Raw genomic sequence first — 21,101 nt, 5'->3', positions numbered from 1 at the left:
TACTCCTTGAAAATTTTATTATACCTTTGCGCAAAATAGTATGTATGCTTAATCTTGCAATAACCTGGGGACCTGATCCGGTGATTTTCAATCTGTTTGGCGCCATGCCTATCCGGTATTACAGTTTACTTTTTGCAAGTGGATTGTTCATTGGTTACTTGATCGTTAAAAGAATGTATAAAAAAGAGGGCCTTCCTCTGGATAATCTGGATACCCTGGCTTTTTATATTTTTGTTGCAACCGTTCTTGGGGCTAGGTTAGGTCATTGCCTCTTCTACGAACCTGAATATTATTTAAAACATCCTTTAGAAATGCTTCTTCCCTTTACGATGTCTGGAGGAGAATTTCGTTATACAGGATTTCAAGGTCTGGCAAGCCACGGTGGAATCTTAGGTGTTTTTATTGCCATCTGGCTATACTGTCGCAAGACCAAAGAGCCTTTCTGGGGCGTTTTAGATAAGGTAGCTGTCGCTGGTTCCTTAACGGGTGCTTTTATTCGTCTTGGAAACTTTATGAATTCTGAAATTTTGGGTAAAGCTACGGGAAATGAGTATGGTGTTATTTTTACAAGAGTAGATAATGTGGTACGTCACCCGGCCCAACTATACGAATCAGTTGCTTACTTTGCGATCTTCATTACACTTTTTATACTATATAAGTCAAAGAAATTCAATCCGGGAAAGGGTTTTATTTTTGGACTTTTTTTTACACTCCTTTTCGCAGCCAGATTTTTAATTGAGTTCTTCAAAATCAACCAAGTGGCTTTTGAGGAAGGAATGGCGTTTAACATGGGGCAACTTTTAAGTATTCCCTTTATGATTGGTGGAATCATAGTGATGATCCTTAAGCGCAAATAACGTATTATAATTTCTGCTAATATTTTATTTATTTTGTTGAAAATTAATAGCAAAAGATGAGATTTATTTCAATACTTTTCACACTTATTGGTCTCTGGCTGATTAGCTGTGGCCCCAAAGGTACGTCGCAATCCGCTCAGAATGAGAATAGCTACTCCAGTATTGATTCTTACAATAGAATTGCACAGACTCCGGATCCAAATCGCAAACTGGAGAATCTCGATATTACCCTTACCATCGAAAACGCTCCCCAGGGTACATACTATCTCATGGGCATATTTGCCGAACAATATTTTCTAGTAGACTCACTAAAAATCAATGGTAACCAATTGACTTTTAAAAGAAATGAGCCATTAGAACCGGGACTTTACTACGGTGTCTATCCAAATCGTTCAACGGCCATACAAATGATCATCGATACTGATCAAACATTCGAAATGTCCACAGTGAATGGAGATATTGTAGGTTCCATGAAAGTTAAAGGAAGTCAAGAGAACGAGCTTTTGTACGAAACTTTATTACACGAGCAGAATATGGCTCCCGAGTTCAATCGCATCGCCAAGGCCTTTGAAGGCCTTGAAGTAGGTTCAGAAGCACATACGCAACTGGTCAACGAACATGACCAGTTGATGCAAGAAAAAATGGACTACCTGAGATCTATGTGGGAAAAGTTACCTCAATCTCTTTTCACTTCTTTCAAAGAAGCTGGTCAGAATCCTCACATCACCTACGAGTTTGACGCAAATGGCGGGCTTTCACAGGACTATCTCGCAAAATTGAGAACATTATACTGGCAGAATACCAACTTTGATGATAAGCGCTTGCTTCGTACGCCTGTGATTTCTAATAAGCTGGTCAAGTATTACGGAAATATCATGCCGCAGAATCCGGATACATTAATAAAATATACAGACATGTTGATCAATCAATGCATTGACAATGATCAATACTATAAATATTTCGTCAACTGGGTGACCCTAGAATATGAACCGACGAAGACTACATTGATGGATGCTGAAGCCGTATATGTGCATATGATTACCAACTACTTCACTAAAGAAAGGGCGTTTTGGCAAGATTCTGTCCAAACGTACGGTTTGCAATTAAGAGCTTATGAAATGGGAAATAGTCTGGTAGGTCAAACCGGTCCCAATGTCACCGCTCAAGGGCCAGATGGTAAAACTTATAGTATCAATGATATTAAATCGCCCTATGTCATTGTTTATATGTGGAATCCTGACTGTGAACATTGTGCAGAGCAGACTCCCAAATTAGTTCAATTATACAACCAGCAACAGAATAAAGAATTTGAAGTTTATAGCATTGCTGTCAATACTGAAGATGATAAGTGGCGTGAGGCCATCCGAAAGTATCAGATGCCATGGATTAACGTATTTGATCCAACGAACAAAGCAATTTATGCTAAGTATTACGTAGACAATACACCCGAAGTGTATGTATTGAATCCTGACCGAAAGATCATAGGTAAAAACCTGAAAGTTAACCAAATCATGACTATTGTAGACCGTGACAAGGCCAGCAGGGGGTAGATCAAAGTCTTTTAAGTATCAATAGTCGAAAGTCTACGGATGCATTGGGATGAACCGATTGCTTTTGAAGTGTAAGTCTTTGTTTGCCTTTTTTGAGGTCAATTTTTCCTAGGGATAAGATCTTAAAATCTTTAACATAGCCTTCTTCTCGAGGAACCACATCATATTGCATCCCATGAAGTGGAGGATCATGAACCACTTGAATCAATCCAGATGTGGCTTCCAGCGAATTGCCTAGAGTAACTTCGCTTCCCAATGCCTCCTCATTGGCGGTATGATAAATTTCGGCTTGATAAGTACCTGGCGTCAGAACCTCTACTTCCCAAAAAATCGAATCATGCGCTCCTGTCCAATTGGTCAAAAACGAGCAATTAGGCCATCGATTAGAGGACTGAATCTCACCTGTATACTTTGCATCGCGCGCGGGCATTTGAGTATTTGGATATTCCGAATGTCCAACTGGAAATGGTCTGGCAATTTTCGGATCTACTTCCGAAGCTACTTCTTCTAGCCACTTTTCTTTTAGCCTCAGTAAATCTTGATGCATCTCGGGAAACAGTTTACTGACATCCTTCTGCTGCTCAGGATCATTATTCATATCAAAAAGAAGGTCCTCGTGATCCAATCTAAATCTTTGTGTTCTCAGAGAAAGTCTATCATTCCAATAGCTGTAAATTACTTTGTGGTCCGTCGAATCGAACATATTGATGCCATCCAAGGGCTTTACAGCATTCCATTCAATCCCTGCAATGGCAGTAAGCGTTGGAAGTATATCCAATGAACTAGCTATTGCCTTGTGTCTTTTTCCCGCCTCAAGCTTACCCTTCCATTTGATGATAAAAGGAGATTTCACTCCCCCTTCATCAGTTGATCCTTTCCTGCCCTTCATTCGATTATTCCACCTCCAACTGTTGGGTCCATTGTCAGATAAGAAAATGATGATGGTATTGTTCTCAAGGTCTAAATCAGAAATTTTCTGACTAATACGTCCTACATTATCATCTATATTCTCTACCATGGCTAGAGCAGCTTTGGTGAACATGGTATCCTCCTTTTCTTGATCCTTATGAAATATTGTTAAAGGTTGCTTCAACTGCTTTTGCCAATAGGGTTCGGGTACTTGCATCGGACTATGTGGGGTATTATAGGGTAGGAAAACAAAAAATGGTTGAGATTGATGGTCTTCGATAAAGTTGAGTGCATGTGTGGTGAGGTCATCAGGTAAATATCCGCTACCCTTTACTATCTGGTTATTGTGATCCAACATCGGGCTAAAGTAACTACCCCAATGACCGGAAGTAAAGCCGTAAAATTCATCAAATCCACGACAAATGGGATGATAGGGAGGCTGAGTGCCATTATGCCATTTACCAAAAGCTGCCGTTACATATCCTGCATCTTTTAAAACATTGGCAATGGTAGTTTCGTCTGCATCTAATCTTTCTCCCCCTTCATGAACAGAATATACTCCTCCTCGAGTATAAAACCGACCTGTAAGAATTTCAGCTCTTGTTGGAGAACAAACTGGCGAGACAAAAAAGTTTTCAAAAAAAACCCCTTCAGCTGCTAGTTGGTCAATATTCGGTGTAGAAATATTCTCATTGCCGGTAAAGCTGAGATCCCCCCATCCTTGATCATCAGTAAGAATGATAATGATATTGGGCTTCTGCTGACCGAAACAGATCGCCGTAAAGAAAATGAAGACAATCGTTTTAATGATGTATGACATGTTTGATTTCTTTTAAAAGTGGTTCCATACCGTTGATCTTGATCTCATAAACATTTCTCATCAGGATACCCAATTTGCCTACTGGCCACTCTTTGTTCTGGAACCATTGCAGATAAAAAATCGGCAAATCACAAAGTAGTCGATTTTTATACTTACCAAAAGGCATCTTAATGGTCACTATATCAATGAGTACTTGACGATCTGGTCCTTCCATTCGCTAAAATTATATAATTTCGCAAGCAAGAAAAATTTAAGCTTGTATTTTAAGACATTCATTCTCTTTTGCTTACTCTATGCATTTCAGTTGCAATCACAAACTATATTCAATGATAGTGTTTTGCACAGAATAAACATAAAGACGAACGTTGAAAATTACGATGAAGTCTTGAACGATCTGGTGATAAGTGACAGGAAACAAGGTGCAAATATCTATTTGCCAGTCAGCATTGAAATAGATGGTCAATTACTAGACTCTGTGGGGATTCGATATAAAGGAGCAAGTTCTTATCAACCCCAAATGTCAAAGAAGTCTCTGAAAATTGATTTTAATGAGTTTCAAAAAGGACAAAAATTTCAGGGGCTTAAGAAACTAAATCTTCACAACAGTTTCGCAGATGCAAGTTTCATTCGTGATCCCATGAGTTATAAGTTGTTTAGAGAAATGGGGGTACTTGCACCAAGAACATCCTTTGCGCAAGTTTACATTGACAATAATTATGCTGGAGTGTACCAGATTGTAGAACAAATAGATAATGTGTATACCGATGGTGCCCTATTTAAGAATATGAAATGGGCAAATTTTAAATACAGAGGTCGTGATCCAAATAACTACCGAGGACAAATTGATCTTAAAGGCAATGCTTCTGAAGAAGATTGGCAAGATTTGACCGCATTCCTAAAATTTATTGATGATGAGGCAGGAACTGATTTTAGTGATTCTATTCAGTACAAACTTGATGTTAAAAATTTCATCAAGGTTTTAGTAGTGTTGACAGCAACTAATAATTATGACTCGATCATTAAGACAGGCAGAAATTGGTATCTCAATCAACCGGAAGACAGCAGCAGATTTAAAATCATTCCATGGGACGGAAATATGGCTTTTAGCGCCGTTTTCCCAAGCCAGTATGAAAACTGCGAAATCACCCCGCAATTCTTCTTTCTGAAAGAAGATAAAAAGTCATATCGCTTTTATGATGACTCAGAGTACTATACAGACTTGATTTATAGGTGGGAATTTGGCGACGGCAATACCAGTAACCTTCCCAATCCAATTCACACCTACAAACGACATGGAAATTACGAAGTCTGCCTAAATCTTAGTATTCTTGATTACTGCGAGAAAAGCATCTGCTTAACCATAAATACCAGAAAAGACCAACAAACTTGCATGTCAGACCCAAATTCCAAAAACAATTATAAATTTTATAAGGTTATCTCACAAAAACCTGGATGTTGTGAAGAATGGAATGACGAGTGCGATAAATTATATCAGAATATCACGGAACAGCAATTCTATTCTTTTGGTTTTTTCCCACAGGTAGATGAGCAATCCTTAGCTGGAAAAGTACTATCGATACCCAGATTTAGGAGGATGTATCAAAAAGAGATGTGCACCCTTTTAAAGAATTATTATACCTCATCATATGTAAACGATTACATTAATCAGATGACTACATTAATCAAACCAGCATTGGCTGATGATCAAAATGCTCTTCAACCTTACCAAGAATTTTTATTTGTTACAGAAATTAACAAAAGTCGTCGTAATATTAGAAATATTATTAATGAAAGGATAGCTGAACTGAAAAGCTATAATCTTTGCAACACTCAATGACATGCATTACATTACAGCTATTGGATTAATTGCCGCTCTTCTGACTACTCTTTCATTTTTCCCACAAGCCATCAAGATTTTAAAATCTAAAAATACGAGGGATATCAGTCTTCCTATGTATATCATGTTTACCACTGGTTTAGCATTGTGGTTTCTATATGGAATTTTAACCCATGACCTCCCGGTTATTGTTTCAAACGCTATAACTGTTATATTAGCAGCATCAATCCTAATAATGAAAATTAAATATAAGTAATGGATAACGTGGCTATTATTGTTTTGCTCTCACTGGTCCCATTGTGGTTTCTAAGTCTTTTTTTATTTTCCAGGGCATCCTGGAGCAAGTTGGCCAAATTATACAAATCCACAGAGGTTTTTTATGGAACGGACTACGGTAGGTTTGATGCCCGTGTGAATGACCTTAATTATAGCTCCAGGCTTTATCTCAAATATAATGATGAAGGCATCTATTTGAGTGTGGTAAAGCGTTACAGACCGTTTCACCCTCCCGTTTTTATACCCTGGAATGAGTTAGTGGATATTCGTAAGACAGATGAGCATGTCATCATAGAATTTGGTAATGGTTCAGATCTCAATCAACTCCAGGTGAGTCATAAGACTTACGAAAAACTCGAAAAAACTTTGATTCAATATAAAGAGCAGGTTAAAGCCTCTTTGTGATTAATCAATCATTAAAATCGCTTTGGTATTAGTTTACTTTGCTTCCAACTTGTTATCCTCCTGCAGCTACACCTTTGCTGCATATACTGGCAGTGTAAAAATTTCATGTGCGTTCATCAACTGGTTTTCACTAAAAAGTAAGTTTATTTACTTAAGCATGCTTTTAGCAACGAACATTTTTATTCCATAGAAGCTATGTAAGAAAAAATACTAATTATGAACAAGTTTACATTTACGTTTTTATTGGCAGCGGTAATGTTCTTTCTAGGCTTACCACAAACTTATGCAACTGATCCCATTTCTCCTGAAGCAGCCAGCCTGATCATTGATTTTAATGAAGGTGATGTGGCAAAAGAAGGAAACATCTTTCAAAAGTTCTTCAAGCGAACAAAGACTAAGTTTAAAGCAGTTGTTGCTAAGGTTAAATCTGCTTATTACAAAGTAGCAGCTTCGGCAAGAAGTAACTTCGTTTTATTTTTGGTTTTAGGCCTTGCAGGTATTTTGATGTCTATTCTTGCAGGCAGTAGTGGAATCACTTTTTTAAGTTATGCCGCAATTGCAGCATATATTGCTTCTGCTATTTTCTTTGTGATGTGGATCATTGCACTGGTTTAGAAGCTATAGAAAAATTTTAAAGAATTAATGGTCTGTTAGCACTAACTAACAGGCCATTTTTCTTTTATGGTAATACAAAACAGCTTTTTAGTTAACAAACATGTAAAGCCTATCAAAACCTCAACAAAATAAATGTACCTTACGTTGTCGTTACAAGATGCTGTACTATTCCACACATATTCACTCGAAAGATTCAGAATGGGTCACCTTTGTTCATGGCGCAGGTGGTTCAAGTTCTATTTGGTATAAGCAAATCAGAGACTTTAAGCAACATTATAATGTTTTACTCGTAGACTTAAGAGGTCACGGTAAATCCAAAAGTCCTATTTACCAAAAAATCAAACGCTATTCTTTCGATGTTTTGGGAGACGAAATCATAGAGGTTTTGGATCATCTAAAGATTCAAAAGACACACTTTATTGGCATTTCATTGGGAACCATTCTCATCAGAGAAATTACGGAAAGATATCCCGAAAGAACCATCAGTATGGTCATGGGTGGAGCAGTCATGAAATTAAACCTCAGAGGGCAAGTGCTCATGAAGACAGGGGTGTTACTTAAATCTGTGATTCCATATTTACTATTATATCGTCTTTTCGCATTCATCATCATGCCTAAAAAATCTCACAAGGAATCGAGATTGTTATTCGTCAACGAAGCTAAGAAACTATACCAAAAAGAATTTATCAGATGGTTTACTTTAGCTTCTAAAGTCAATCCATTATTGAAATTTTTCAGAATAAAAGACTCTGGCATACCTACTTTATATATTATGGGTGCTCAGGATCATATGTTTTTGCCTTCCATCACCAAACTTGTCAAGGACCATCGGTCCTCTATTCTTGAAGTTATACCGGACTGTGGGCACGTTGTCAATGTGGAACAGCCAAAAATCTTCAATCAAAAAGTGATTTCATTTATGAAGTCTGTCGTTTAGATCTTCTAGAATTGCAATGAAAAAGTTGTAACTTTAGGAAAACGATAAAAATGGATAGACGAAACTGGTTCAGAATAGCTTCTGCTGCTTCAGGTGCATTGGTTTTAAACCCCTTTTGGAAATGGGACATGACCCACCCTTTAGATAATGGAAGTCCAGATCTGGTCAGACTTTGTTACAATGAAAACCCTTATGGGCCTTCAGAAAAAGCCAGACAGGCTATTATCAATAGTTTTGACATTGCACATCAGTATCCATTTGCTTATGTGGAAGAACTTGCAGCCAAACTGGCTTCCAAACATGGTGTATCGCGCGAACATATTGTAGTTACGGGAGGATCACGTGAAGGCCTCGCAGCCACAGGACTTACTTTCGCTGAAGAAGGTGGCAATATTGTTGCTCCTTCCCCCACATATCAAGCCATGTTGAGATATGCCCGGCAGTTTGGAATGCATATCTACGATGTCCCAGTAAACAGAGAGCTAGGCCATGATCTCGATGGAATGCACAAAAGGATAACCAACCGCACCAATTTGGTATTCATTTGCAATCCCAACAATCCTACTGGTACCATAATTCCTACTCCAGAAATCAGGTCTTTTAGTAAATCCATTTCCGGCAGAACCATTGCCTTTGTGGATGAAGCATACAATGACTACGTGACGGAAGAAGGTTTTGAAGATATGACTCAATTGGTCAAAGAAGACCTGAATGTTATTGTATCCAGAACTTTTTCAAAAGTATACGGACTGGCTGGGATCCGAATTGGATACTTAATCGCAAGACCGGATATTGCTGACCGAATCAGAACGAATTTAATGGCTTCGACCAATATTCCTGCAATTATGGCAGCATCTGCTGCCCTGGATGATGCTCAATTTTATGAGTTTAGTAAATCTAAAAATTCTGAAGGCAAAGAAATGATTTACAGTGCGCTTGATCTTCTTGGGCTTGAGTACAAAAAATCACATACCAACTTCGTATTTTTTAAGTCCGGAATGGATATCGTAAAACTGAACGAAAAGATGAGATCAAAAGGTGTTCTGGTAGGAAGACCATTTCCTCCTTTCACAGATTGGTGCAGAATCAGCACGGGCAAAACTGAGGATGTGGAGCAGTTTTGTTCTACCATCAAAAATGTACTGGCTTAAATAAGGCCGTAATATTTTAATCAAGATAAAAGTCTAAAGTGGAAACGACGCGGATGATTTTCTCCTTGTAAAATTCATCTCCTTCATTGGATCGGTCACCCGGCAGAAATTGGAAAATGCCCTGATTAGCTCTTCTGATATCTCCCACTGATGCTCCAGAATTTGTCGCAAATTCTTCTGCTGCTTTTTTGGCCTCATGAGTTGCTTCAGCAATCATTTCTGTCTTGATGTCCGTAAACTTGGTATAGTAATATTTCGGTCCATTCTGCCATTTATCACCAGAAATTAAGATTCCCTGGGCAATCAAACTGGATTTATCCTGCGATGCTTGTTCTATGGCATCGACGTTAGAAGAAGATACAGTGACCCTTAAATTAGCTTGATATCTGTAAGTGGCGTTATTGTAGTCATTGGTGAAAATATTAATGTTATCTGTTGTTATTTCTTCTGCACCAAAACCTTTGCTTTTTAGATAGTCAATAATTTCATTTTCATGACTCCTCATCTGTGCCTTTATATCCTCAAGTGAATTGGAACTGAACTGAGTATTTACTGCCATCCACCCCCGATCAGCAATTACCTCCCTTTCAGATAATCCCTTAACGGTTACAAAGCTTTCTTTACCTCTGGCTTGTTTCCAATAGACTCCCAGCACAGCTGAACCTAAAATAAATCCAATCGATAATATAATAGAGGGCAAAATGTAGTTTCTAGACATACGTCATTATTTTTCTATTCTAGATATATTAAACGATAAGGCGTGATGTTTATATTTCAAAGCCAATGATTTTTTATAGAACTCCAAAGCTTTTTGTTCATCCGAATCTTCGAAGATGACACCAGCCAAAAAATAAATCTCTCCCATATGGCTTTGACCATGCTCTACAGCTTCAATTACGTCTTCGCGAGCCTCCTCCTTGTAACCCAGTCTAAACTGGCAATAAGCCCTGTTGGCCAAAGCTCGTGGATCTTCTACTTCCCCTAGTGTCAAGGCATGGAAGTCCCTCATGGCATCATGGTATTCGCTAAGTTCCACCAATGCTTTACCCCTGTAGTAATGCAGAACGTAAGAAGACTTTCCTTCATATATCAATGTCGTAAGTTTTTTTACGACATCATCATAATCATGCAATTTGATCTTATACTCTGCCCATTGACCTACATAAGCAAAAGCCGGATCAAATGCTGACTCATATTGATCATATGTTTGCAAAAATGCCTTTATATCGCCACTCATATACTGCAGGTCCAATATTTCTTCCCAGTACACTCTTTTCTTAGGGTACTTACTGGTAAGGTTTTGCATCAATTCGATGGCCTCAGCATTTTTCCCTTCTTTCTTCAATTCAAGTGCTGCATGATAGCTGGGAACCAGATTCCGCTTTTGATAAAGAAAAACCAATTGCATACCATCATTAAAGATTTTATCGCCACTTCGTAAAATCCTCGGTCTTTTTCTAGGGATGATATTGATTAAAAAATCAGATATTGATGAAATCATTAAAATCGATAAAACAAAGATCCAACCATCAGTAAGGTCAGCATTTACGAGAAAAAATAGTATCATACTACCGGACAATAGACTTAGAAATGGACCACCCAAAACGATCATTAAGTCTTTAGCTATAGATGGTGTGCTTTGGTATTGGCACAATCCTATGTCCAGATCCCACATCATAAAAGAGAGTAAGATGGTCAGTCGTCCTACTTGAATTTTAATGGATTTAGCATCGTCCCCATCACTACCTACATACATGGTGACTTTCCCCGGTGATAGTAGTAAAGCAGGAATGGCATGGCCTAGTTCATGGATAAATGTCGTGATGATTCTGCTGAAAACAATTCCGAATATAGCTGCGATTCCTATCAACACCCCTAAAATTACTTGCATTGTTTTTATACATTTACATCCTCTAACTATAAAATAAAATCCATGCTATCTGCACTTTCACCGCTCGACGGTCGCTATGAATCCAAAATAAACGAACTCAAGAATTTCTTTTCCGAAGAAGCGCTAATCAAATATAGAGTAATTGTAGAAATTAAGTATTTTTTGAAATTATGTGACACCCTTCCTCAACTCAATAACGTTTCCTCGTCCGATAAGGAAGGAATAAAGGCCATCATGTCGGAATTTTCAACTGAAGACGCTGAAGTGATTAAAGAAACCGAAAAAACCACAAATCACGATGTAAAGGCGGTCGAGTATTTCATCAAAGATAGATTTAGAGAACTGGGACTGCAGGAAAATGTAGAATTTATACATTTCGGACTGACTTCACAAGATGTGAATAACACGGCATTTCCATTGATGATCAAAGGAGCGCTGGAAGAGGTTATCATGCCGGCTCTCGGTGCTGTGGCTGAGAAGTTACATGACCTTTCGGAGGAATGGAAGGGAGTTCCTATTCTGGCCAGGACACATGGTCAGCCAGCTTCCCCGACCACTATGGGTAAGGAAATATTAGTTTTTATAGAAAGATTGGATGAGCAAATTCATCAGATGGAAGAAATCAATATTAAGGCTAAGTTTGGAGGTGCTACAGGTAATTTAAATGCTCATAAAGTATCTTTTCCCGATATTGATTGGCGTGCATTTGCAAATGAGTTCGTTGAAGAGGACCTTTCACTTAGCAGGTCACAATATACTACTCAGATCGCCCACTATGACCAACTTGCAGCCCTTTTCGATGCCTTATCGAGGATCAACACCATTTTAATAGATCTCGCACGAGACTTCTGGACTTACATTTCCATGGATTATTTCAAGCAAAAGGTTGTCGAGGGTGAGGTAGGGTCATCTGCTATGCCTCACAAGGTAAATCCTATTGACTTTGAAAATGCGGAGGGTAATTTTGGCGTTTCAAATGCTGTTTTTAGACATTTAAGCGGTAAGTTACCGATATCAAGGTTACAACGGGATTTGACAGATTCCACTGTGCTGCGAAATGTAGGCGTACCTTTCGGTCATACTTTGATTGCTTACAAATCGCTCTTGAAGGGCCTGAATAAAGTAGTAATTAATCAAAGTAAAATGAAAGAGGATCTTGAAGCGAATTGGGCGGTGGTCAGCGAAGCCATTCAAAATATATTACGACGTGAAGGATATGAAAAACCTTATGAAGCGCTAAAAGCACTTACAAGAGGAAATAATCAGATAACAAAAGAAAGTATCGCGAACTTTATTTCTGAATTAAAAGTTGAAAATAATATTAAAGAGGAGATGCTTGCCATTACACCTCAAAATTATGTGGGATATTACTAAAAACAACGAATTATGAACTTTTTCAAAAAACTATTCAGAAAATCAAAAGATAAGGTAGAAGACATTGTAGAGAGTGAAGCTTTTAAAGAAACAAAGGAGAATCTTAAGGAGTTCGGAGAAAAAACACAAGATGCTGTGGAAGACCTAGCTGAAAAAGCAAAGGGTTTTGCAGATAAGGCCATGAAGAACGAGCAGGTTAAAGACTTTGTGTCGAAGACGAAAGAGGCGGGTGAATATATTAAAGACAAAGTAGAAGATATGGCCGATAAAGCGATGGAGAATGAGAACGTTAAGAATGTAGTAAACAAAGCTAAGGCTGCTGGAGAAAAGGTGGTCGATAAAACGCAGGAATTTACATCCAAAGCCTCACATGAAATCAAGTCAAGGTTCAACAAGGGTGCTGAAGAAGCCACCGAAAAAGCTGAAGACTTGAAAGAAAAATCACAGGATGCAGCTGAATCGTTTGCTGATCAAACAGAAAAAGTAGTAAGTGATGTATCCGAGACTTTAGCAACGAAGACCGAAAAGGCTGCGGACCAGGTATCAGAGACTGCCCAGGATGTAAAAGATAAAATTGAGGATACTGCTGAGGAAGCGACTGAAAAGGCTCGTGAACTTAAAGATGAATCTCAGGAGGCAGCCAAAGACTTTGCTGAGGAGACAAATGAGACGGTAGAAGAAGTCTCAGAGCAATTGGAATCCAAAACATCTGAAGCGGCCCAAGTGATTAAAGACGCTACCGAAGAAGAATAGGTCTTTTAATTATTGGTAATTGAAGGTGCCATATGGACTTTCAATTTCTACTTCATTTTCTTTAGAAGAAAGGACATGCCCAATGATTTGGGCATCGATCTTCATTTTTTGAGAGATTTCAATCATTTCGTTTGCAGTCCTTTTATCGGTATAGATCTCAAGCCGGTGTCCCATATTAAATACTTGATACATCTCTTTCCAGGAAGTACCCGACTCTTTTTGTATCATTTCAAATAATGGGGGCGTTTCAAACAAGTTGTTTTTAACAATTTTACAGTTCTTAATGAACTTTAGCACTTTAGTCTGAGCTCCACCGGTACAATGAATCATACCGTGTATGTTATTCTTGTAGGGTATTAGCTTCTTAATTAGTGGAATATAAGTTCGGGTAGGCGACAAAATTAATTTTCCAATAGTGATTTCTTGCGTCCCAATGGTTATTTTCTCATCCAAAAGCTTTGATCCGGCATAAATGAGTGATTCTGGAACATTAGGATCATAACTTTCTTTGTACTTGATTCGGTACGATTTATCCAAAACATCATGACGTGCAGAAGTTAGCCCATTGCTTCCCATACCGCCATTATATTCCTGCTCATAAGCACATTGACCTGAGGAAGAAAATCCGACAATGACATCACCTGGCTGGATATCATTGATAATCAGGTCCTGTCTTTTCATCCTCCCAAAAGCTGTGAAACCTACGTCTGCAGTTCTGACAATATCACCGACATCAGCGGTTTCTCCACCAGCATGTTGAATATTAATTCCCATCTCGGCAAATTCTTCTAACAACTCCTTTGTTCCCTGGATTATGGCAGTGATGACTTCACCTGGAACTAAATTTTTATTTCTTCCAATGGTTGATGAAATGATGATGTTGTCCACACAACCCACGCAAGCCATATCATCCAGGTTCATGACCAGAGCATCTTGAGCAATTCCTTTCCAAACAGATAAATCACCTGTTTCTTTCCAATATATATAGGCAAGACTTGGTTTGGTACCAGCAGTATCAGCATGCATTATATTGCAAAATTCAGGGTCGCCTCCAGCAAAATCAGGTAATATTTTACAGAATGCCAAATCAAACAAACCTTTGTCCAGTCCTTTAATGGCCTGATGAACCTCATCTTTAGAAGCAGAGACTCCTCTCAGACCATATTTTAAATCATCGCTCATGACACAAATCTAAAATTTATTATTCATATAATAATAATGGCACATAAATAGCTGTTTAGTCTTCTTACATACTATTCGCTTAAAAATGTGATAAAGTGGGATTCTTTTTGGGTTTTTAAACGTCTTATGTGAAAAATAAATACATGATAAAATCTTTCATTTTAAGTATTGTTTTTTTGATTACAGCAACCATTATCCCAGGCGAAGAAAGTTCCGCTCAAGAATGGAAATTGGTCAAAGAAGAAAATGGTATTAAACTATACAATAGACATATCGAAGGTTTTGAGTTTAAAGAAGTAAAAGCCATTCTGCACTTAAATGCAGATCTTAAGAAGGCATCTACCTTTCTGATGAATCCAAAAAACATTGAGAAATGGATGAGTGGATGTAGTATGAGTGTGGAAAAGAAATCTGGCAGTAATGTGAAAGACTATTATGCTATTTTTGATGCACCTTGGCCTATCAGTGACAGGGACGATTATGGCAGAATAGAGTTAAGGCATTTAAGTGATAAAAGATTACATATTGATTTTAGAAGCATACCGGATGGAACACCTAAGGTCTCCAGTATGGTCAGAGTTCCATATTCAAGGGGTAAATTGATCATAGATATCGATGCAAATGGCAAAAAAGTATTGACCTACCAATTTTTAGTTGATAGAGGTGGAAGCTTACCAGATTATCTCAGAGAATATTTAGAAAATACATCACCGGTCAATACAGTGGAAAAATTAAAGTACACTTTAGAGAAACTCTGATCAAGACCTGATTTAGAATAGAAGAAAGCCTTCTGCGTGCTTTTGCAGCTCTAATTTTATGAGTTCGTTGGTAAATTGACCTTTCTTGTCCATTACCTTTTCGATTAAGGCAATGGGAAGCCTGTTGGGGTAAATATTCATTTTTAAATAATTTAAACTGGTGGTGAGGTGATCCATCCCTCTGAGATTACCTCCCCTACCCGATGCCACTCCAATCAATGCCACCTTTTTGCCCTGGAAATTTTCTTTGTAATTTCTAATAGATATGGCGTCTATGAACATTTTAAATATACCAGGAAAACTTCCATTGTATTCAGGAACAACAAATACGAGTTTATGCGCGGGCGTGAAGTACTCATCTTGCTTTTCAGCAATATCTTTATTCTGATTGTCTTCTTCATACATCATTGAGTGTATAAAGTTTTCAGACAAGTCCTCTAAAGCCAGAAATTTACATTCTTCATCTGTCATTGAACTGATTAATTCAAAATATCTTTCAGCCACTTGCTTTGTTCTACTCCCTTGTCTATTCGTCCCCGCTATTACTGTAATCATTTACTCGCTTTTATATCAGAACATTTTTTAATTCCAAAAGTTGATCCATATCTTTGTACCTTTGCAAATATAAATTTTCATCCAGTTCTCAGTGCCACATTGGCATCATTAATACAAATACATGGGAAAGATAATAGCGATTGCTAATCAAAAAGGAGGGGTAGGAAAAACGACGACAGCTATTAATCTGGCCGCAGCACTAGCTATCCTTAATAAGAAAGTACTCTTAGTAGATTCTGATCCTCAAGCCAATGCAAGTTCGGGTGTGGGCATTCATGATGATCAGGTAGAATACTCCATATACGATTGCATTATGGACGATGTGCATCCTCGGAAAGCTATTTTAGAGACATCGACACCCAACTTATATTTGCTTCCTTCCGACATCAATCTAGTCGGCGCAGAAGTAGAACTGGTGGGTGTTCGCAGAAGAGAGTTTGTGGTTAAAAATATGCTCGCTCAAATTAAGAATGAATACGATTACATTTTTATTGATTGTCTCCCATCTCTTGGCTTGATTACGGTCAACGCATTGGTAGCTGCTGACTCTGTGATCGTACCTGTACAATGCGAAATCTTTTCATTAGAAGGATTAGGTAAATTAAAGAATACCATCAATTTAGTCAAGAACAACCTGAATGCCGGTCTTGAAATAGAAGGCATAGTACTGTCTATGTACGATAGAAGGCTGCGAATGGCCAACCTGGTCGTTGAGGAGGTAAATGCTATTATCAAAGATCATATTTTTGATACCATTATCCACAGAAATTCTAAGATTGGAGAAGCGCCAAGTGCCGGGCAACCCGTCATCTTGTATGATGCAAGTTCAAAGGGAACCAGTAATTTTCTCAATCTAGCTCATGAGTTTTTGGAAAGGAATACTGACTCCATTTATGATCAGGAAACCATGGAAAGGTTTAACATTAAATTGAAGAAGTCCAAAATATAGATGGGTAAGAAGAAAGAATTAGGAAAAGGGATCCGAGCCCTACTAAGTAATATTGAAGAGAGCGATGACCGTCGCAGTGAAGTTGTCCGGCAATTAAGCAGTCATATCGAATACATTCCTTTAGAAAATATTGAAATCAATCCATATCAGCCCAGGAGAAGTTTTGAAAAGCAACAACTTGAAGAGTTGGCTGAATCGATTAAAACTTATGGCATCATTCAGGCGATAACGGTCCGTGATATGAAGGATGGCAATTTTCAATTGATTTCGGGAGAAAGAAGATACAAAGCATCAAAGATGGCGGGTCTTACCGAAATTCCGGCCTTCATTAGGATAGCTGACGATGCATTGATGCTAGAGATGGCCCTGGTTGAAAATATACAACGTGAAAACTTAAATGCTCTTGAAGTGGCCATCAGCTATAATCGATTGTTAGGTGAATTCGATTTTACGCATGAACAGCTTTCAGAGCGTGTAGGTAAAAAGAGAGCTACAATAACTAATTATGTTCGGTTGCTCAAGCTGCCCCCTGAAATTCAAACTGCCCTTAAAGAAGAAAAAATCTCAATGGGGCATGCAAGAGCTTTGCTTGGTATAGAAGACCTTAGTCTCCAGTTGAAGCTCTTTCGTCAGGCTCGTGATCAAGAAATATCTGTCAGGTCACTCGAAAAACAAATCAAAGCGCATAAGGAAGGTAAGCTTACGGGTAAAAAGAAAGCTACTGAAGAAAAAAAGCATCCGGAAGTGATGAAGATGGAAAGAAGACTTGCCGATAAGATTGGGTATAAGTCAAGCATCAACCGTTCTACTACAGGCAAGGGTGAGATTAAAATAGGCTTTAAGAACGATGATGAGTTAAATGCAATTATGGATGCGCTACTGGATGATTAATCAGCAACATTATCTGAAATCAAGACGTTTTACACCTTAATGAAACAGCTCATCATTTTCATAATTCTTTTGGCAGTATTAGGGTTGAACGCACAATCACCCCTGAGCAATGAACTCAGCGAAGATTTTAATGAGGAATATATTGATGCTGATTCAGTAGACTATGATGCTTATACTCAAAAAACATCCAGCTTCAAGGCACTTTTTAATGGAAAACCCGGAAGAGCCATATTGTATGGCATGCTTATCCCGGGTGGGGGGCAGATCTATAATAAGGATTATTGGAAAGTTCCTCTAGCCTTGGCTGCAGAAGGGGCAGGAATTGCAACCTTCATCTATTTCAGAAGTCAATTCAATGGTTTTGATAACGCATACAGAGAGACTGTAGAGGGTGATAGCAGTGCCAGTTTTCGCGGTGTCTCTGGAGTAAGTTCATTGTATAATTTTCGAAACAGGTTTCAGAAGACCAGCGAGCAAGCTGGAGTGGCGATGATTGTAATCCACATTTTGGTAGCAGTAGAATCCTACATTGATCGTCATCTTTCAGTTTTCGACATCGATGAAGATCTTAGTATAAATTATTCTGCCCCTGGCATCAACTACACGGGTACGGTCAATGGAGTCAGTTTATCCTATCGATTTTAGTGAATTAGCCCACATCTCTCCATTCCGGAATATCCGGGACCTTTGCTCGAATAAGTAACAATTCCTTCTTTACAGGATGAGTAAAGCTCAGTTCACTACAGTGCAAACAAATGGACTTATCTGAGTTCGCTTTTTGATGACCATATTTTAAGTCTCCTATGATCGGACAACCAATAGCCGCCAATTGACATCTTATTTGGTGATGGCGACCTGTCAATAAGTTTACACTTAATACAAACGCCCCATTCACTTCACTTAAAACCTCATATTCCAATTCAGCTTTTTTAGCATTAGTATTTTTGCTGTGGGTTACAAATGACTTATTCTTTATGTGATTTTTTTCAAGGTAGTGCTCCAATTTTGCTTTGATCTCAGGTGGTTTTCGATTAACCAAAGCAAGGTATTTTTTTGTCAGATTTCGCTTTTTAAAGATATCGTTCATTCTTGTTAAAGCTTTAGATGTCCTGGCATAAATAATGACCCCTGAGGTTGGTCGGTCTAAACGATGAATTGAACCCAGGTAAACTTCACCAGGTTTATTGTATTTGATCTTCAGGTAAGCTTTCACTTTCTCGATTAAAGAGTCATCATTCGTTTTGTCTTTTTGGGACAATTCACCACCTCTTTTGTTTACGGCAATCAAATGGTTGTCCTCATATATGATGATAGGTTTCATAAATTAATATTTGGCTTAAAACTAAAAAACATGTGATGCAATTTAATAAAGGAAGCCTTTTAAGGGCTGATATTTTCAAAAAAATGAAGTTGAAGGGGAAAAAATTGAGCAGAATTTACCTTTCGAGCCGCCTCAATACCAACACATAACATATTCAAAATATTAAATATTTATAGATTGCTGTTTTTTATTTCAATACATATATGAATTATTGATAATATGTATTATATTTGAATTGTGTAAGTTTTGGTTATTAATTGTAAAATTCGTTTATGCTCGTGGAAAGCCACGAGCTTTTTTTTTGCCTTTTCCTTTCTGTTATGTTCGTAATCATCACCTAAAATATACGTCAACCATTTTCAGCCTTGTACATATTAGCTATTTCTATCATATATTGGCACAGTCCTTGCAATTCATATTGATATCGAATGACAATAGTTTTGTCTCGAAATGAGTTTACAGAAAAATTGAGTTATACCCGTGTCTAGTCACCACGGGTTTTTTTATTTCCGATGCAACTTTTTCCTATCTTCGCCGAAAATTTAAGCAAATGATTATAGGAGTACCTAAGGAGATTAAAAATAATGAAAATCGAGTTTCTTTGACACCAGGTGGAGCACTGGAATTAGTTAACAGAGGACATAAAGTGATTGTTCAGCATGATGCCGGTTTGAATAGTGGGCTACCTGATGCAATATATGAGCAGCAAGGATGTGAGATCGTTCCTACTATCGAAGATGTGTACGCGGTTGCTGAAATGATTATTAAAGTAAAGGAACCCATAGAAAAAGAGTACGATCTCATCAGGAAAGATCAACTGATCTTTACTTATTTTCATTTCGCTTCGCATGAACCCTTGACCACTGCAATGATTGAGTCAGGGAGCGTTTGTTTGGCTTATGAAACGGTGAAAGATCGAACTGGTGCTTTGCCTCTACTTGTTCCCATGTCTGAGGTGGCAGGAAGAATGTCAGTTCAGGCAGGTGCCTCCTACCTGGAAATGCCTCATAAAGGCCGTGGAATATTACTAGGTGGAGTGCCAGGAGTTCAACCGGCGCATGTTTTGATTTTGGGTGGAGGTGTTGTAGGTACACAAGCTGCAAAAATGGCCTCTGGCTTAGGAGCCAAAGTTACCATTTTAGACATAAATTTGGACAGATTAAGATATCTCGCAGATATTTTGCCAGCAAATGTGACCACACTTTATTCAAATGAGTACAATATCAGACATTTGGTTAAAAGCCATGATTTAATCATCGGAGCGGTTTTAATACCAGGTGCCAAAGCACCAAATCTCATTACACGAGACATGTTGAAAGATATGAAACCTGGTGCAGTACTGGTAGATGTAGCAGTTGATCAAGGAGGCTGTATTGAAACCTGTAGGCCTACTACACATGCTGATCCGACATTTGTCATAGATGATATTGTCCACTATTGTGTAGCCAATATGCCTGGTGCAGTTCCCTATACTTCTACTGTAGCCTTAACCAATGCCACGCTGCCATTTGCCATTCAATTAGCAGATAAAGGGTGGAAAAAAGCTTGCAATGAACACGAGGGTCTAAAAGAAGGACTTAATGTGGTAAATGGAAAAGTGGTATACAAGGCGGTAGCTGAAGCTTTTGATATGTCCTACACTCCGGTTGATGAAGTTTTGTAAATAGGGTCTTCTGCAAATAATTATTTGGTCTTAGAAATAATTTAAGATTTTTTCGATACGTAACTATGTGGAATTGCAGTTAATTACTTAAATTTAAGTGTTAACTTTTTTCATTAACCAAAAGCTTAGAGGCTATGCACATAACGTTCGAAGAATTACGAAGAATTAAACACAATTTACCTACAGGAAGCATTCACAAAATTGCTTCTGAATTAAATGTAGAGGAACAGACCGTTAGAAATTACTTTGGAGCTAAGAAATATCAGGACGATACTAATATTGCTGGAAAGCATATTCAGCCAGGTCCCAATGGTGGATTTGTAGTGCTACAAGACACAAAAATTCTTGATCTTGCACGAACCATGATTAAAAGAGGAGAAAGTTAAGTTTAAATAATAAAAAAGGCC

Annotated in this window: 23 protein-coding genes; 16 read left to right on the top strand and 7 right to left on the bottom strand. The window is 38.1% G+C overall.

The genetic code is table 11. The features are described from left to right. Positions 1-44: 44 nt before the first annotated feature. Both lgt and L2567_RS16325 read left to right on the top strand, forming a co-directional pair. On the top strand, positions 45-857 hold the full coding sequence (gene lgt, locus L2567_RS16330; RefSeq protein WP_235298879.1) for a prolipoprotein diacylglyceryl transferase: 813 nt from the start codon (positions 45-47) through the stop codon (positions 855-857). A gap of 56 nt (positions 858-913) precedes the next feature. After that, a complete protein-coding gene (locus tag L2567_RS16325; RefSeq protein WP_235298878.1) occupies positions 914-2,407 on the top strand; it encodes a TlpA disulfide reductase family protein in 1,494 nt (497 codons plus the stop codon). A gap of 1 nt (position 2,408) precedes the next feature. On the opposite strand, the gene L2567_RS16320 is transcribed toward L2567_RS16325, so the two are convergent. Further along, a complete protein-coding gene (locus L2567_RS16320) occupies positions 2,409-4,136 on the bottom strand; it encodes an arylsulfatase (RefSeq protein ID WP_235298877.1) in 1,728 nt (575 codons plus the stop codon). Continuing rightward, a complete protein-coding gene (locus L2567_RS16315; RefSeq protein WP_235298876.1) occupies positions 4,120-4,350 on the bottom strand; it encodes a DUF3820 family protein in 231 nt (76 codons plus the stop codon). Before L2567_RS16315 ends, L2567_RS16320 begins: the two co-directional genes overlap by 17 nt. 123 nt (positions 4,351-4,473) lie before the next feature. On the opposite strand from L2567_RS16315, the gene L2567_RS16310 reads away from it, so the two are divergent. From L2567_RS16310 to L2567_RS16285, 6 genes are all read left to right on the top strand, one after another. Next, positions 4,474-5,973: a CotH kinase family protein gene (locus L2567_RS16310; protein WP_235298875.1), complete on the top strand. Its 1,500-nt coding sequence runs from the start codon at positions 4,474-4,476 to the stop codon at positions 5,971-5,973. 1 nt (position 5,974) lies between these two features. Continuing rightward, positions 5,975-6,229, top strand: a complete 255-nt coding sequence (locus tag L2567_RS16305) for a SemiSWEET transporter (protein WP_235298874.1) — start codon at positions 5,975-5,977, stop codon at positions 6,227-6,229. Next, complete coding sequence (locus L2567_RS16300; RefSeq protein WP_235298873.1) at positions 6,229-6,654, top strand: hypothetical protein; 426 nt, start codon at positions 6,229-6,231, stop codon at positions 6,652-6,654. Before L2567_RS16305 ends, L2567_RS16300 begins: the two co-directional genes overlap by 1 nt. A 216-nt stretch (positions 6,655-6,870) precedes the next feature. Then, entirely contained in the window at positions 6,871-7,269 is a 399-nt protein-coding gene (locus L2567_RS16295) for a hypothetical protein (protein WP_235298872.1), read from the top strand. Positions 7,270-7,426: 157 nt separating this feature from the next. Then, positions 7,427-8,206: an alpha/beta fold hydrolase gene (locus L2567_RS16290; protein WP_235298871.1), complete on the top strand. Its 780-nt coding sequence runs from the start codon at positions 7,427-7,429 to the stop codon at positions 8,204-8,206. Positions 8,207-8,256: 50 nt separating this feature from the next. Beyond that, positions 8,257-9,357 (top strand): pyridoxal phosphate-dependent aminotransferase, encoded by a 1,101-nt coding sequence (locus tag L2567_RS16285; RefSeq protein WP_235298870.1) that lies wholly within the window; start codon positions 8,257-8,259, stop codon positions 9,355-9,357. Positions 9,358-9,373: 16 nt separating this feature from the next. On the opposite strand, the gene L2567_RS16280 is transcribed toward L2567_RS16285, so the two are convergent. Continuing rightward, positions 9,374-10,075: an SIMPL domain-containing protein gene (locus tag L2567_RS16280; RefSeq protein ID WP_235298869.1), complete on the bottom strand. Its 702-nt coding sequence runs from the start codon at positions 10,073-10,075 to the stop codon at positions 9,374-9,376. A 6-nt stretch (positions 10,076-10,081) separates the two neighbouring features. Beyond that, positions 10,082-11,248, bottom strand: a complete 1,167-nt coding sequence (locus tag L2567_RS16275) for a M50 family metallopeptidase (protein WP_235298868.1) — start codon at positions 11,246-11,248, stop codon at positions 10,082-10,084. A 42-nt stretch (positions 11,249-11,290) separates the two neighbouring features. Between L2567_RS16275 and purB the strand changes: the two genes are divergently transcribed. Next, positions 11,291-12,622 carry an adenylosuccinate lyase gene (purB, locus tag L2567_RS16270; protein WP_235298867.1) on the top strand — a complete coding sequence of 444 codons (1,332 nt, stop codon included), beginning with the start codon at positions 11,291-11,293 and terminating at the stop codon, positions 12,620-12,622. Positions 12,623-12,634: 12 nt separating this feature from the next. Beyond that, complete coding sequence (locus tag L2567_RS16265; RefSeq protein WP_235298866.1) at positions 12,635-13,375, top strand: hypothetical protein; 741 nt, start codon at positions 12,635-12,637, stop codon at positions 13,373-13,375. A 9-nt stretch (positions 13,376-13,384) separates the two neighbouring features. Here the strand turns inward: L2567_RS16265 and L2567_RS16260 are convergent, their stop codons facing one another. Continuing rightward, a complete protein-coding gene (locus L2567_RS16260; RefSeq protein ID WP_235298865.1) occupies positions 13,385-14,557 on the bottom strand; it encodes an AIR synthase related protein in 1,173 nt (390 codons plus the stop codon). Between the two features lie 143 nt (positions 14,558-14,700). On the opposite strand from L2567_RS16260, the gene L2567_RS16255 reads away from it, so the two are divergent. Further along, the gene (locus L2567_RS16255; RefSeq protein WP_235298864.1) at positions 14,701-15,315 is read left to right on the top strand and encodes an SRPBCC family protein; all 615 of its coding nucleotides are present in this window, start codon (positions 14,701-14,703) and stop codon (positions 15,313-15,315) included. 12 nt (positions 15,316-15,327) lie between these two features. Here the strand turns inward: L2567_RS16255 and L2567_RS16250 are convergent, their stop codons facing one another. Further along, positions 15,328-15,870 carry an NADPH-dependent FMN reductase gene (locus L2567_RS16250; RefSeq protein WP_235298863.1) on the bottom strand — a complete coding sequence of 181 codons (543 nt, stop codon included), beginning with the start codon at positions 15,868-15,870 and terminating at the stop codon, positions 15,328-15,330. A gap of 121 nt (positions 15,871-15,991) precedes the next feature. Here L2567_RS16250 and L2567_RS16245 point away from each other — a divergent pair, with 121 nt between their 5' ends. The 3 genes from L2567_RS16245 to L2567_RS16235 are packed head-to-tail and all read left to right on the top strand — an operon-like array spanning position 15,992 to position 18,355. After that, positions 15,992-16,819: a ParA family protein gene (locus tag L2567_RS16245; protein ID WP_235298862.1), complete on the top strand. Its 828-nt coding sequence runs from the start codon at positions 15,992-15,994 to the stop codon at positions 16,817-16,819. Continuing rightward, complete coding sequence (locus tag L2567_RS16240) at positions 16,820-17,710, top strand: ParB/RepB/Spo0J family partition protein (protein WP_235298861.1); 891 nt, start codon at positions 16,820-16,822, stop codon at positions 17,708-17,710. 39 nt (positions 17,711-17,749) lie between these two features. Continuing rightward, complete coding sequence (locus L2567_RS16235) at positions 17,750-18,355, top strand: DUF5683 domain-containing protein (protein ID WP_235298860.1); 606 nt, start codon at positions 17,750-17,752, stop codon at positions 18,353-18,355. Positions 18,356-18,359: 4 nt separating this feature from the next. Here the strand turns inward: L2567_RS16235 and L2567_RS16230 are convergent, their stop codons facing one another. Then, on the bottom strand, positions 18,360-19,031 hold the full coding sequence (locus L2567_RS16230) for an RluA family pseudouridine synthase (protein WP_235298859.1): 672 nt from the start codon (positions 19,029-19,031) through the stop codon (positions 18,360-18,362). A 550-nt stretch (positions 19,032-19,581) separates the two neighbouring features. Here L2567_RS16230 and ald point away from each other — a divergent pair. Together ald and L2567_RS16220 are read left to right on the top strand one after the other, a co-directional pair. Continuing rightward, positions 19,582-20,694, top strand: a complete 1,113-nt coding sequence (gene ald, locus L2567_RS16225) for an alanine dehydrogenase (protein ID WP_235298858.1) — start codon at positions 19,582-19,584, stop codon at positions 20,692-20,694. Positions 20,695-20,828: 134 nt separating this feature from the next. After that, on the top strand, positions 20,829-21,080 hold the full coding sequence (locus tag L2567_RS16220) for a DNA-binding protein (protein WP_235298857.1): 252 nt from the start codon (positions 20,829-20,831) through the stop codon (positions 21,078-21,080). Positions 21,081-21,101: the final 21 nt, after the last annotated feature.

This window comes from Portibacter marinus, assembly GCF_021533195.1.
Lineage (GTDB): Bacteria > Bacteroidota > Bacteroidia > Chitinophagales > Saprospiraceae > Portibacter > Portibacter marinus.
The sequence above is the reverse complement of the archived record's forward strand: the minus strand, read 5'-3'. Positions and strand labels throughout refer to the sequence as shown.

Excerpts from the sequence above, each read along its gene's own strand:
- lgt (WP_235298879.1), top strand. The coding sequence starts at position 45 with ATGCTTAATCTTGCAATAACCTGGGGACCTGATCCGGTGATTTTCAAT.
- L2567_RS16325 (WP_235298878.1), top strand. The coding sequence starts at position 914 with ATGAGATTTATTTCAATACTTTTCACACTTATTGGTCTCTGGCTGATT.
- L2567_RS16320 (WP_235298877.1), bottom strand. The coding sequence starts at position 4,136 with ATGTCATACATCATTAAAACGATTGTCTTCATTTTCTTTACGGCGATC.
- L2567_RS16315 (WP_235298876.1), bottom strand. The coding sequence starts at position 4,350 with ATGGAAGGACCAGATCGTCAAGTACTCATTGATATAGTGACCATTAAG.
- L2567_RS16305 (WP_235298874.1), top strand. The coding sequence starts at position 5,975 with ATGCATTACATTACAGCTATTGGATTAATTGCCGCTCTTCTGACTACT.
- L2567_RS16300 (WP_235298873.1), top strand. The coding sequence starts at position 6,229 with ATGGATAACGTGGCTATTATTGTTTTGCTCTCACTGGTCCCATTGTGG.
- L2567_RS16295 (WP_235298872.1), top strand. The coding sequence starts at position 6,871 with ATGAACAAGTTTACATTTACGTTTTTATTGGCAGCGGTAATGTTCTTT.
- L2567_RS16290 (WP_235298871.1), top strand. The coding sequence starts at position 7,427 with ATGCTGTACTATTCCACACATATTCACTCGAAAGATTCAGAATGGGTC.
- L2567_RS16285 (WP_235298870.1), top strand. The coding sequence starts at position 8,257 with ATGGATAGACGAAACTGGTTCAGAATAGCTTCTGCTGCTTCAGGTGCA.
- L2567_RS16280 (WP_235298869.1), bottom strand. The coding sequence starts at position 10,075 with ATGTCTAGAAACTACATTTTGCCCTCTATTATATTATCGATTGGATTT.
- L2567_RS16275 (WP_235298868.1), bottom strand. The coding sequence starts at position 11,248 with ATGCAAGTAATTTTAGGGGTGTTGATAGGAATCGCAGCTATATTCGGA.
- purB (WP_235298867.1), top strand. The coding sequence starts at position 11,291 with ATGCTATCTGCACTTTCACCGCTCGACGGTCGCTATGAATCCAAAATA.
- L2567_RS16265 (WP_235298866.1), top strand. The coding sequence starts at position 12,635 with ATGAACTTTTTCAAAAAACTATTCAGAAAATCAAAAGATAAGGTAGAA.
- L2567_RS16260 (WP_235298865.1), bottom strand. The coding sequence starts at position 14,557 with ATGAGCGATGATTTAAAATATGGTCTGAGAGGAGTCTCTGCTTCTAAA.
- L2567_RS16255 (WP_235298864.1), top strand. The coding sequence starts at position 14,701 with ATGATAAAATCTTTCATTTTAAGTATTGTTTTTTTGATTACAGCAACC.
- L2567_RS16250 (WP_235298863.1), bottom strand. The coding sequence starts at position 15,870 with ATGATTACAGTAATAGCGGGGACGAATAGACAAGGGAGTAGAACAAAG.
- L2567_RS16245 (WP_235298862.1), top strand. The coding sequence starts at position 15,992 with ATGGGAAAGATAATAGCGATTGCTAATCAAAAAGGAGGGGTAGGAAAA.
- L2567_RS16240 (WP_235298861.1), top strand. The coding sequence starts at position 16,820 with ATGGGTAAGAAGAAAGAATTAGGAAAAGGGATCCGAGCCCTACTAAGT.
- L2567_RS16235 (WP_235298860.1), top strand. The coding sequence starts at position 17,750 with ATGAAACAGCTCATCATTTTCATAATTCTTTTGGCAGTATTAGGGTTG.
- L2567_RS16230 (WP_235298859.1), bottom strand. The coding sequence starts at position 19,031 with ATGAAACCTATCATCATATATGAGGACAACCATTTGATTGCCGTAAAC.
- ald (WP_235298858.1), top strand. The coding sequence starts at position 19,582 with ATGATTATAGGAGTACCTAAGGAGATTAAAAATAATGAAAATCGAGTT.
- L2567_RS16220 (WP_235298857.1), top strand. The coding sequence starts at position 20,829 with ATGCACATAACGTTCGAAGAATTACGAAGAATTAAACACAATTTACCT.